Annotated in this window: 16 protein-coding genes; all 16 read right to left on the reverse strand. The window is 28.5% G+C overall.

Annotated elements, in window-relative coordinates; genetic code table 11:
- Nucleotides 1–38 precede the first annotated feature (38 nt).
- The gene (spoIIIAE, locus tag ACWJKS_RS11540; RefSeq protein WP_462959609.1) at nt 39–1,184 is read right to left on the reverse strand and encodes a stage III sporulation protein AE; all 1,146 of its coding nucleotides are present in this window, start codon (nt 1,182–1,184) and stop codon (nt 39–41) included.
- 48 nt (nt 1,185–1,232) lie between these two features.
- Nucleotides 1,233–1,616 (reverse strand): stage III sporulation protein AD, encoded by a 384-nt coding sequence (gene spoIIIAD, locus ACWJKS_RS11545; RefSeq protein ID WP_165412082.1) that lies wholly within the window; start codon nt 1,614–1,616, stop codon nt 1,233–1,235.
- A 9-nt stretch (nt 1,617–1,625) separates the two neighbouring features.
- Nucleotides 1,626–1,823 (reverse strand): stage III sporulation protein AC, encoded by a 198-nt coding sequence (spoIIIAC, locus tag ACWJKS_RS11550; protein WP_216302501.1) that lies wholly within the window; start codon nt 1,821–1,823, stop codon nt 1,626–1,628.
- A 15-nt stretch (nt 1,824–1,838) separates the two neighbouring features.
- Nucleotides 1,839–2,357 (reverse strand): stage III sporulation protein SpoIIIAB, encoded by a 519-nt coding sequence (gene spoIIIAB / locus ACWJKS_RS11555; protein ID WP_462959610.1) that lies wholly within the window; start codon nt 2,355–2,357, stop codon nt 1,839–1,841.
- 1 nt (nt 2,358) lies between these two features.
- Nucleotides 2,359–3,276 (reverse strand): stage III sporulation protein AA, encoded by a 918-nt coding sequence (spoIIIAA, locus tag ACWJKS_RS11560; RefSeq protein ID WP_216302556.1) that lies wholly within the window; start codon nt 3,274–3,276, stop codon nt 2,359–2,361.
- A gap of 290 nt (nt 3,277–3,566) precedes the next feature.
- On the reverse strand, nt 3,567–4,124 hold the full coding sequence (gene efp / locus ACWJKS_RS11565) for an elongation factor P (protein ID WP_165412085.1): 558 nt from the start codon (nt 4,122–4,124) through the stop codon (nt 3,567–3,569).
- A 275-nt stretch (nt 4,125–4,399) separates the two neighbouring features.
- Nucleotides 4,400–4,822, reverse strand: a complete 423-nt coding sequence (locus ACWJKS_RS11570) for a hypothetical protein (RefSeq protein WP_220319494.1) — start codon at nt 4,820–4,822, stop codon at nt 4,400–4,402.
- 2 nt (nt 4,823–4,824) lie between these two features.
- Nucleotides 4,825–5,274 (reverse strand): hypothetical protein, encoded by a 450-nt coding sequence (locus ACWJKS_RS11575; protein ID WP_462959611.1) that lies wholly within the window; start codon nt 5,272–5,274, stop codon nt 4,825–4,827.
- Nucleotides 5,275–5,280: 6 nt separating this feature from the next.
- A complete protein-coding gene (locus tag ACWJKS_RS11580) occupies nt 5,281–6,057 on the reverse strand; it encodes a hypothetical protein (protein ID WP_220285925.1) in 777 nt (258 codons plus the stop codon).
- A 27-nt stretch (nt 6,058–6,084) separates the two neighbouring features.
- Nucleotides 6,085–6,507 (reverse strand): hypothetical protein, encoded by a 423-nt coding sequence (locus ACWJKS_RS11585; RefSeq protein ID WP_462959612.1) that lies wholly within the window; start codon nt 6,505–6,507, stop codon nt 6,085–6,087.
- A gap of 13 nt (nt 6,508–6,520) precedes the next feature.
- Nucleotides 6,521–6,964: a type II secretion system protein gene (locus ACWJKS_RS11590; protein ID WP_216302495.1), complete on the reverse strand. Its 444-nt coding sequence runs from the start codon at nt 6,962–6,964 to the stop codon at nt 6,521–6,523.
- A complete protein-coding gene (locus ACWJKS_RS11595; RefSeq protein ID WP_462959613.1) occupies nt 6,961–7,395 on the reverse strand; it encodes a type IV pilus modification PilV family protein in 435 nt (144 codons plus the stop codon). Before ACWJKS_RS11595 ends, ACWJKS_RS11590 begins: the two co-directional genes overlap by 4 nt.
- A complete protein-coding gene (locus ACWJKS_RS11600; protein ID WP_216302493.1) occupies nt 7,388–7,831 on the reverse strand; it encodes a prepilin-type N-terminal cleavage/methylation domain-containing protein in 444 nt (147 codons plus the stop codon). Before ACWJKS_RS11600 ends, ACWJKS_RS11595 begins: the two co-directional genes overlap by 8 nt.
- Nucleotides 7,831–9,027: a type II secretion system F family protein gene (locus tag ACWJKS_RS11605; protein ID WP_462959614.1), complete on the reverse strand. Its 1,197-nt coding sequence runs from the start codon at nt 9,025–9,027 to the stop codon at nt 7,831–7,833. The genes ACWJKS_RS11600 and ACWJKS_RS11605 overlap by 1 nt, the downstream gene beginning before the upstream one ends.
- 54 nt (nt 9,028–9,081) lie before the next feature.
- Nucleotides 9,082–10,761 carry a GspE/PulE family protein gene (locus ACWJKS_RS11610; protein ID WP_216302491.1) on the reverse strand — a complete coding sequence of 560 codons (1,680 nt, stop codon included), beginning with the start codon at nt 10,759–10,761 and terminating at the stop codon, nt 9,082–9,084.
- 148 nt (nt 10,762–10,909) lie between these two features.
- The gene (gene dapF / locus ACWJKS_RS11615; protein WP_220286024.1) at nt 10,910–11,731 is read right to left on the reverse strand and encodes a diaminopimelate epimerase; all 822 of its coding nucleotides are present in this window, start codon (nt 11,729–11,731) and stop codon (nt 10,910–10,912) included.
- Nucleotides 11,732–11,857: the final 126 nt, after the last annotated feature.

Consider the following 11,857-nt stretch of genomic DNA (forward strand, 5'->3'; position numbering starts at 1 on the left):
GAATAATTTATATAGGATAGTAACCACTTTCTAGATTATTAGCTTATTATGCCTTTGCCAGTTGAAGCTACTATTGCAACCATTATGAAAAACATTACACTTACTGATATTACACAGGACATTAAAAGAAGAATAGAATCACCTACTGAATTCATACAATCTACTGTACGGCTGTCACTTATTGGTTCAATTAATGCAGCTGCTACTTTATATAAAAAAGCCATAATTAACAGTTTTATAATAGGGAATAAAACAATTACTATAATAATAACTAATCCTAACCCACTTATAGCATTTTTTAAAAGAAGTGAGTATCCGGCTACTGTTGAAATCGCATCAGATAAACATTTTCCAACTACAGGTATAAAATTATCTACTGCAAACTTTGCTGTTTTTATAGTAACTTGATCTATTGTTTTTGCTGCTATGCTTCTTAAAGTAATTACCGCAATAAATACTGTCATCACTATTCCTTGTGACCAAATAGCAATTTGCTTAAAAAGCTTTGTTAAATTATTTATCTTATAATCACTGGATATATTCTTAACAAATTGAAGTACGAAGCTCATAAATATTATAGGAATGATCATATCTACATAAATTCTAGAACTTAGAGTAGCAAAACCCATTATTATAGGGTCTAGTAAGGTCGCTTCTGCAAATCCTCCCACACTAGCTAGGAGCATCATTAGTACTGGCATAAGTGCCGCCATAAAATCTGTCATATTAAGAATAGTACTTTTAGCAAGTTCTGCTACTATATAAAAGCTTTTAGTTATCATCACGATCATTACACCGTAACACGCAAAATAAGCGATATTAGATAAACCCTCTTTATTAAAGGCACTTTGAAGATTATTAAGTAACGCGCAAATAACCGCAATAATCATAAGACTACCTATTAACTCCATTGATGCAACTACTTCTTTAAATGTGAATCTAATAACGTAATTAGAGGTTTCTTTAAAACTAAAACCATTTTCACCAGTTTTTATAAATTGTTCTACAAAAGTTCGTGGGTCCATATCATTAAATATTTCATATTTTGTTTTTATGTTAGTAATATACTCATATAAATTGCTTATTTCTTTTTCTTCTTTTTCTCCTAGTTTACCTGGTTGTGTGGCTTGTACACTAATAGGCAAACATATTAAAAATAGTAAAATTATTATTATTTTTTTCATATTATACCTCTGTATTAAAATTAGTAATATTTTTTTCATACTATACCTCTACATTATTTTCAAAATAGATTGCATTACTGCCATCAAAATAGGAATTGCCAAAACTAAAATTAGTATTTTTCCAGAAAATTCCACTTTAGTTGCAATGCTATTCTCACCAGCATCCCTGCAAATTTCACTACAAAAGGAAGCTAAATAGGCAATGCCAAGTATTTTAAAAACTGTGTTTAAATACACAACATCAATATTGGCCTTATTTGCTAATGTTTGCAAAAAACCCATTATTATTGTAAGTTTGTTTATCATAAATAAAAAAATTAATATTCCGGCTGCAATGCTAACTTGAATAGCTAAATCATCCCTTCTACCTTTAAATATAAGTACGATAAATAATGCTGTGAAAGCAAATGCAACAATTTTAATTATTTCCATTATATCCTCCTAAAACTGAAACAAAGTTTTTACAGAATCAAATAGCTTGTTTACTAAATTTATCACCATTATAAGAAGTAGTATTACTCCTGCTAAATTTGCAACTACAGCAATGTCCTCCTTGCCGCCACTTTTTAAAACCTTATCAATAATAATGATCAGAATACCTGTTGCCCCTATTTTGAACAGCAAACTAACATCTAACACTTAAAAACCTCCTCCCTATATTAGTACTATTACCAGCATCGCTCCAAAAGAAAATCCTAAATATCTGTACATTTTTATATTTTTGTTCATAAACTCTTCTGATATTTTAATTTGTTTTTTTAAATTTGCTATAGTCAAAGAAAAAATATTATTTTGCCCTTCAATATCAGATTCCCCTAAGGTTTTTGTTAAATCTAAAATAACATTTATGTCATCAGAGTTTAAATATAATCTGTTTTTCATTAAGTTTATTGCACTATTCGTGGCCTCATATACATTCTCATATTCATTGTCAGATAGTAATTCACTGGTTTTATTAAAAAGTTCCCTTATAGGCTCTTTACTTTTATGTGCTATATTTTTAAAAGCATCCGGCAAAAGAGCATGTACATAAGTTATTTCATTTTGAAGTTGATAAACTGCCCTTTGAACTTCATTTAACTGAAAAACTCTATACTTTAATCTTTCACTGTATATAAATCCTGCCATAGTTGAAGCACATAATATTACAGCGCATCCAATTATTTTAATCATATTATGACCTCCATATATCTTTACCTTTAGTAAAATCGTAAATACACTCTATTGTTCCAATTCCTTTTTTATTACTAAGAACTATAGCTCTTGAAAATACGTAATTTTCCACAATCTCTTTAAACACTAATCTTTTATACAAATCCTCAATTCCAAAACCATGAATAGTTGTAATTAAACTAATTCCAGAATTTAATGCCATTAAAATGCTCTCCATATCATTTTGGGTGCCAATTTCATCACAAACTATAACATCAGGTGACATGCTTCTAATTGCCATCATAATTCCTTGGCTCTTCGGACAATTATCTAACACATCCGAACGCACTCCCACGTCCATTTGCGGTATTCCTTTAAACGAACCAGCTATTTCTGATCGTTCATCAATTATAGAAACATTTTTACCGTTAAAGTTTTTGTTTTTATCCCCCTTTGATATTTGCCTCGAAATATCTCTAAGTAGGGTCGTTTTACCACATTTAGGAGGAGATATAATAATTGTATTGTGCACTGAATTATTATAAGTAATATAAGGCATCACTTTATCAGCACAACCGATAATTTCTTTACATGCTCTTATGTTTATAGATGAAATGTCTTTAATAGTTTTAATGCTATTGTTTTCAATAACACAAATCCCACATAGTCCAACTCTATGTCCACCTTTTATAGTTATATATCCTTGTCTAATCTCATCTTCAAAAGCATATATTGAGTAATTGCTTATCCTCTGCATTATGTATTTTATATCTTCTGGAGTTGCGATATAATTCCAGATTTCTTCTTTACTGCCAATGTGAATAAACAGAGGCTTGTTTACTTTTATTCTAATTTCTTCAAGTTGCTGCAAATTATCAATCTGTTCCAATTTACTTCTAATAGTCTTAGGTAATATTTCAAATAAATCTTTTGTAGCCAACATTTTTCTCACCCTCTCATATATAATTTGTATTTTACCACCTCGTAAAATATTCCATATAATCGAATTTTTTTAATGACATTCCAGAAGGAAAGTCTCCCACTTCTATAAGTTTGAGTATAAATCACCTTCTGAGGTTCATCAATTCATCTTTTGCAAAGCTGTGCATCACCCAGGAGATGATTTAATGTGATTTAAATTAATTTAGTCATCTGAAAAAAATATATGTCTTCCCTCTCAAAAAAAGAACAAAAAAAAAGAACCAAATTGGTTCTTTTTAAATATATAATTTAAACTCTTAGCATGTAGTCGCCATTTCTAGTGTCTATTCTTATAGTTTCACCTTCATTAACGAACATTGGAACTTGAATTATTGCTCCTGTTTCCACAGTAGCGGGTTTTGTTACACTTGAAGATGTGTTGCCTCTAACTCCAGGTTCAGTGCTAGTTATAACTAGTTCTACAAAGTTTGGAGCTTCTACTGAAAAAGCATCATCCTTATAAAATTTTATTATAGCAAACATATTTTCTTTTAAGTATTTTATGGCATCTTCTACTTTTTCATAATTAAGTGGTATTTGTTCAAATGTTTCTTGATCCATAAAGTAGTATAATCCTTCTGATGCATATAAATATTGCATTTCTTTTCTTTCTATAACTGCTTCTTGTAATTTTGTAGTTGGGTTAAATGTTTTTTCTGTAACCCCTTGATTAATAACGTTTCTTAATTTAGTTCTAACAAATGCAGCTCCCTTACCTGGTTTTACATGTAAAAAATCTATTACGGTGTAAACTTGTCCACCTTCATCAAATGTAGTTCCTTTTCTTATGTCTCCCGCTGATATCATTGTGTATCCCTCCAAAATTCATTAGTAATTCAATTAACCATTTATATTATAACCTTACTCGATAAATTAATACCAATTTCTATAACCACTCTAGATAAAAACATTACAGTGGAACAATGTTATTTTATCAAAACTTAATGACATTTGCAAATATAATTATATATTATTTGAAAATGTTGCATCTTTTTTATAAAAACACCATTTTAAGTCCATATAGCTTCATAAAAACAAACATATCCAATTCTTTTTATAAAAAAATTAGATATGTTTATAACTTACTTATTCTTTTTAAAGTCGATACTTATATTTGTAGTATTAGTATCTTTATTAATACTAATACTCTTAACCCCTAAAAAATTTTCACTTTCATTTAAAGCAGATAAAGAACTTCTCAATAATTTTATATCTCCGTTGTAATTCACTTCAACATTACATTTCTCATTTTCCATCATATTAATAGATTTCATTTCAAAATCTTTGTTTTCTATTAGACATTCCAAAATATCACTGTATCCATATTTCTCTTCATTATTATCATTTTCGTCCTTTGTAACATTTGCGTTTTTTGTAACATTAAATACGACCTGTTTTTTATATGCAATAAATTTATCCTTCACAAACATAAGTTTAAAAGATAACATTGCCATTAACATTAATAATATAGCTAATGTTCCCTTGAATTTTCTAGTTTTACACATTTTTATACCTCTAATATAACTTTAAAGTTAAAAGTCCCTTCCTCTTTATTATTTGGAGTTAAATTTTTTATTGAATACTTATTTTCTATATATCTTATCACATTAACATATTCCTCATAACTCTTAACTTCAATGTCTATTTCCAAACCAGCTTTAGTTATAATAATATTTTTGTAACTAAACTTGTTTTCCCCAAAAAAATCACTGAACTCTTTATATTTTTCTCTAGTAATTATATCAGTCTCAGCAGCTTCTACCACACTAATATTATTTTTATTTTCTTTAACTTGCTCTTGCTCTATAATTTTTATTTTATTGGAAATATTTAGTATAAGAAATAATAAAAAAATGTTTGCTATTAAAGTTACTATAATACATACTTTTATTTTTTTATTCCTTATTTTATCTTTTTTATCTATGTACCAATTTGGAATGAATGTTCTTTTTACCATACATTTCTACCCTCTTATTACTATATATTTCAGCAATTCTTCTCGATTTAACTCACCTAATATTTGATGATTTAATCCTAAATATTTAAATTCATCAATATTCAATTCCTCAATATTTGCATAATATATCTTCTCACATAGTTTTGCATAGTCATTGTACTTTTCTAAAAATTTGTTCATTACATTTGAAAATTTAAATAATAGTAAGTCCTTAACCCCTATAATATTATTAACCACGATTTCATCATTATGACATATTAAAAAATACAAATTGGAATTATAATAGAAAACTAGAACATAGTTTTCCATATTCATTTGGTTAGAATAATAGTTTTTAAAGCAAAACTGAATTAAGTTTACTTTTTTCAGATTAATATTATTATTAATGCTGTCTTCTAAAATATCTAATCTATTTCCATTTAGGCAAAAAACTAATATTTCCATATTGAATTTGTCTTGTTTAATCAACTTATAGGTATATGCAATATGATCTATGTCCTTATAATAATATCTTAATTCATTTTTAATCATATCATTAATTAGATATTTTTTAACTAAAGGCAATTTTACCAGCTTAATATATACTGTCTCTCCTTCAACAAGAACATATAAATTTTTATCTTTTATATCAATTTTGAAATCTTTTATATTTAGCGTATCCTTATAATATGTATTTTCACAAGCAATCTTTACAGCTTTATTTAATATAGATCTTTTAGAAAATTCTATGCCTGATACTCTTTGCTTTGAAACTTCTAAAATCATATTTTTTCTAAATTTCATTTTTTACCTCCTTTATTTACAAAATAATCAGATTTTATAAATATATTCAGTTTCTATAAATATAATCTGAAATTTTTCATCAATAATTTCTAATTTAAAATAATCATTTCTAGTTGTTCTATATTGGTCAACTGTTTTAATAATTAATTCATTTGTTTTTTTAGAGTAAATCGCCTTAGCTGTATCATACTCTATTATTTTATACTCTGGTATGTCGCCTGTAGAATCATTAAAAACCTTAGTTGTTCCATCTATTTTCATTTTCTCCTTATTTTCATTAATATAAGTAAAAAATAAAGTCATTAAATATTCTTTGTCTCTTTGATAATTATCCTCTTTTAATATATGTTTTTTATTACTTGCAGAATACTCCACTTCTGACATTTGAATATCAAATATATACATCATGATAGTTAAGCAGATAATCCCTAACAAAATCGTATAAATCAATATAAACCCCTTTTTAGTTTGCATTTTCTATCGCTAAACACCTCTCAATACTTTGCCCGTTGTACCAAACCACTTTAATATAAAGAATTTCCCCGGATTTTATAGCCACAAATTCTTTCACATCATCAATAATTGTATTATTGCCCAAATTACTCGTTTTGTTAGAAGAAACAACAAGTTTCTCATTAAGCAGTTTTATATATTTGGGACTACTTCCTTTGTAATAATTTATCGTAATAATATTTCCAGATGTTTCTACTTCTCTGGCATTCTGATTCACTCCTTTTTCTATTATACATATGGCATCATTCAAGTAATTAAACCCCCTGTTTTGTAATATACTGCTTTTATAGCTTTTCACATAAGATATAAGCAAACTACCTACCACCCCTATCATTAGAAATGCCAATGCCATAACAACTACTATTTCTATAAGTGTAAATCCCTTTTTCTTCATTTATGGTCACCTTTATAGAAACTGCACTGTAATTCTGAAACATTGTTTAGCTTTCCAGAGTATAATGAAAGATTTAGCTTATAAACCTTCTTATCTGGACCTGAAAATGTTAATTCCATATACGGACTCGAAACAGGCCGCTGATTTGAAAACACATTCCTCACATCAGTTTCACTCTTATCAAAACTTAGATTTTCTTTGTTTACAAAAAATTTCTTATCTGTTTTTAACTGTTCTAATTCTTCATATGTCATAGAGTATATAATATTGTTTTTTAAACTTTCCATTAGAATCACATTATTATTCATAGTTTTAATATCCTTTTTTATATTTAAAGAAGCTATTTCATAGGACATCATGCAAATGAAAATGATGGAGAATACTGCGAGGCTACACAATACCTCCACTAATGTAAATCCCCTTTTACTCAATAATTTTAATATATTCCGTACCTACTCTCACTGTAATTTTATGTTTCACTAAATTATTTTCCTTTAAGGTTATTGTGTACGCCTCCTTAATATAGCCCTCATTATCTATACCCATTTTACTTTGGTCCACATTTACATTATCTAATACTATCTTATTTGATAATGCTAGATTGTTTATCGGCACACCATCAGCATGTAACATCATTTGATTTCCTGGTATATCAAAAGTTATAACGGCACTACAAGAATTTTCTTTGCAATACATTTTTGAATTATTAATAAAACCTACTACAGCATTACAATAATAATCCGCATCTATTTTGTTTCTTATTGTTTTATAATACCTAACAGAAATAGCGCTACATCCACCAATTATACTCATAATCGATATAACTATTATCGTCTCAATTAATGTAAATCCACTCTTTTTCATCATTAAAATTTACCCGCAGAGTCCATAGCATTAAGCATAGGTAGCATAACCGCTAATATAATTGTGCCAATCATAATTCCTAAAAATATTATTAGAATTGGCTCTAATAGTACTGTGGCTTTCTCTACATTTTCCTGAGCATCTTCATAGAATATATCTGCAGCTGTTAAAAACATTTCATCTAAATTCCCCGTTTCTTCGCCTATTTTTATCATAGCCACAAAAAATTGTGGGAATAGGTTCATTGCATCTAATGAATTCGATAAACTTTCTCCTTTTTTTATATCATTAAAAACTGTTTTAAGCTTTAACTTAAAATATCTATCACCAATAACATCATCAATTATTTCAAACGCTTTAAGTAGCCCCACTCCACTGCTTAATAAAATATTAAGTCCTCTAGAAAACCTTGTATAAATAATCCTTTTATGCACCGGACCTACTATAGGACACCTAAATTTAAATTTGTCAAAAATAACCTTTCCACTTTCAGTTTTAAGACATTCGATAAAAACAAAAATAAGAATTAAAAAAGTTATTAAAATCCATAATGAATTGCTACGCACAAAATTACTGAATTCTAAAACAAGCCTAGTTATTAGTGGAATCTCTGCATCAAGAGAATTTAAGTTTGATATAAATACTGGGATTATCTTTATAATCAAAAACAATGATACAACCATTAATGTTAGAAATACTGTGCAGGGATAAATCATAGAATTAGTAAACTTTTTTAAGAGCTTATACTCTTTTTCATAATACTTAGACAATTCCCCTAGAATTATATCCAGTTTTCCACTCTCTTCACCCAAATAAATCATATTTAACATAAACTCAGGGTATACATTTACAGTCTTCTTCATACTTACAAATAGTGAATTACCTTTTTGTACATTTTCTCTAATGCTAATAAGACTCTTTTTTATGGATTTATGAATCATTTGCTCGTAAAGCAAATTAAGAATATCACATATTGGTATACCCGATTTAATACATATTGAGAATTGCTTGCAAAATATAGATATCATTTTTAAATTAGGTTTACTTGAAATACTAGTTATTTTTTTTATCCGCTTACTTTTTATTAAAAATATTTCTTTTTCACGTAAGCTTAATGCTAGTTCGTAAGTACTGTCGCTTTCTGTACTGCCCTTTATTAAAGTTCCATTTGATGTTTTAGCTGTGTATTTATATCTCATATTATACTTCACCTATCACTTGTCATACTTGACTTGTTATTATTTTCAGCTACCTTATTTTAAATTGTAGCTATAAGTAGCATTTACAAATTCTTCTATTGAGGTTACACCATTAATCACTAGCTCTTTACAACTCTCCATAAACGAACTTGACTTTTTTTCATTGCAATATTTCCAAAGCTCATCACTTATTCCACTTTTTGCTATAATAGATTTATGATTACTATCTAATTTTAATAATTCATATATCACAGTTCTCCCTTTATATCCAGTCTCATTGCACTTATTACATCCTAAAGCACTATATGTTTTTTCTCCGCCCTTAAATCCTAAACGCTTAGATTGCTCATAAGTAATCTCATATTCAATTTTACAATAAGGGCATAATTTTCTTACTAATCTCTGAGCTACTACCACGACTAATGAATCTGCAACCAAATATGATGGAATACCCATATCTATCAGCCTAGATATTGAAGTATTTGCATTATTCGTGTGTAGCGTTGATAAAACTAAATGTCCCGTTATTGATGCCCTCACAGCTATTTGTGCTGTTTCTTCATCTCGTATTTCTCCAATCATTATTACATCTGGATCTTGCCTTAATACACTTCTGAGCCCATTTGAGAAAGTAAGACCCGCTTTATTATTTACATTTACTTGATTAATTCTAGGCATATTATATTCTATAGGATCCTCTATAGTAATAATATTTTTGCTTTTACTATTGATTTCATTTAGTAGCGCATATAATGTTGTTGATTTCCCGCTTCCTGTAGGTCCCGCTACCACTATCATTCCATGAGAAAGTTTTAATGTATCCCTTAAGATCATAACTTTATCGGGGCTAAATCCTAATGAGTCCAAATCAATGAATCTTTCCGCTTTGTATAAAACCCTTATAACTAGTTTTTCTCCATACATTGTTGGCAACGAGGACACTCTGAAATCGTAGTCTACTCCATCTATATTTTCAGTTATCTTGCCATCTAACGGGATTAACTTAGTGGCTATATCCATATTTGCCATTATTTTTACCCTTGTACATAAGGATTTATATACATTACTAGGAATTTGGTTTATTTCATTTAGTATGCCATCTACTCTCATGCGAATTATAGTGAAATTCTTAAAAGGCTCCAGATGAATATCACTAGCTTCTTCATTTACAGCCTGTTTTAGTAAGGATTTTGTTATCCTTATAACAGGTGCGTTTTCAATAGAAAATGTTGAATTACCATCTTCATTTTTTTGCTTGGCTTCTAGCATATATTCTTGTTTCATTTCTTCAACTGCAACATCGACAATTTGTTTTCCATAACAATTTTCGATAGCATCCGAGATTTGGCTAGCCCGGGCAAAGAATATTTTAATCTTTTTATTCGTTATAAATTTTAGTTCATCAAGAACTTTTATTTCGAAAGGATTTGAAAAAGCCACATATACTTCATTGTTCTTATCATAAAAAGGTATTAAACAATATCTTTTTGCTATTTCTTTTGAAACTAGATTAAATGCTTTATTCCTTGTACAAATAGATTCTATATCAACATATGGTATGCTAAAATCATTCTCTACTATTGAAATAAGAGCATTTAAATCTATCTTTATGTCATACAGTATTATTTGTTCTTCGCTACAATTTTTCTTAAGTGAAATCTCCTTTACCTCTTTATAACTCTCTGTGGTAATTAGGTTTTTGTCTAATAATAACTTTAGTAAATTTTTTTTCATGTTATTTTACCTTTCCTTAATGTGTAAAATTTATAAAGCGCATCATATTTGTAATCATTGTCACTTTTGGAAATTATATTCACTTTTTAAAAAACAAATACAATAAAAAAACAACTGCGCTATTAGTAAATAGACAGTTGTATGCAAATTAATTTAGAAAAAATTTTCCGTCGAATGTAATTTCTGCAGGCCCTTCCATTAGAACCTCTTCTTTAACAATCTCTATATTAAGTAATCCACCTGGAACCTGTACCGATACTTTTTTCTCTATATACCCTAATCTATTGGCTGCTACCACTGATGCACAACTACCCGTGCCACAGGCGAGAGTTGGCCCTGCACCTCTTTCCCAAGTTTTAACCTTTATCATGTTTTTAGCTACTATTTCACAAAAGTTTACATTTGTTTTTTCAGGAAATAAACCGTAATTCTCAATTAATTTCCCTTCCTCTACCTTATAATCTTCATGTTTCCCAAAAACAATAGTATGTGGTACACCCATAAGCAATGACGTAATATAGTACTCCTTATTGTTAATCTCTAACTTTTTATTAACTATTTCTCCCTCTTCTAAAGCTGGAATACTTTTAGTGTTAAAATTATATTTTCCCATATTTATAATTACACTTTCAGCAACTCCATCTTTAATGCGTATACTTGCGAGCTTTACACCATCACCAGTTTCAATTTTTATATTCTCGCCTTGCACATATTTTTTTTCCCAAATATATTTGGCAAAGCATCTTATGCCATTACCACACATAGACGCATATGAACCATCAGCATTAATAATTATCATTTGTATATCTGCAATATTACTTTTTCTAACCATTAAAATACCATCAGCACCTATTCCAAAATGCCTATCACAAAGTTTACTAGCTAACTGCTCTAAATTGTCATATTTACCCTCAAAATCTTCAATAACAATAAAATCATTTCCCGTTCCTTGCATTTTTGTAAACTTTATAATTTCCATATAACTCCTCCTCTTTGCTATCCGCATACCATGACTTTTCAATAATTTTCTTTAATGGTATACTATTAATAGTAATACATCTTAATAATAGTATATTATATAATATATTATTTACAA

It is taken from the genome of Clostridium sp. CM038, assembly GCF_055081105.1.

Coding starts and splice junctions, on each gene's coding strand:
- spoIIIAE (WP_462959609.1), bottom strand. CDS start 1,184: ATGAAAAAAATAATAATAATTTTACTATTTTTAATATGTTTGCCTATT.
- spoIIIAD (WP_165412082.1), bottom strand. CDS start 1,616: ATGGAAATAATTAAAATTGTTGCATTTGCTTTCACAGCATTATTTATC.
- spoIIIAB (WP_462959610.1), bottom strand. CDS start 2,357: ATGATTAAAATAATTGGATGCGCTGTAATATTATGTGCTTCAACTATG.
- efp (WP_165412085.1), bottom strand. CDS start 4,124: ATGATATCAGCGGGAGACATAAGAAAAGGAACTACATTTGATGAAGGT.
- ACWJKS_RS11570 (WP_220319494.1), bottom strand. CDS start 4,822: ATGTGTAAAACTAGAAAATTCAAGGGAACATTAGCTATATTATTAATG.
- ACWJKS_RS11575 (WP_462959611.1), bottom strand. CDS start 5,274: ATGGTAAAAAGAACATTCATTCCAAATTGGTACATAGATAAAAAAGAT.
- ACWJKS_RS11580 (WP_220285925.1), bottom strand. CDS start 6,057: ATGAAATTTAGAAAAAATATGATTTTAGAAGTTTCAAAGCAAAGAGTA.
- ACWJKS_RS11590 (WP_216302495.1), bottom strand. CDS start 6,964: ATGAAGAAAAAGGGATTTACACTTATAGAAATAGTAGTTGTTATGGCA.
- ACWJKS_RS11600 (WP_216302493.1), bottom strand. CDS start 7,831: ATGATGAAAAAGAGTGGATTTACATTAATTGAGACGATAATAGTTATA.
- ACWJKS_RS11605 (WP_462959614.1), bottom strand. CDS start 9,027: ATGAGATATAAATACACAGCTAAAACATCAAATGGAACTTTAATAAAG.
- ACWJKS_RS11610 (WP_216302491.1), bottom strand. CDS start 10,761: ATGAAAAAAAATTTACTAAAGTTATTATTAGACAAAAACCTAATTACC.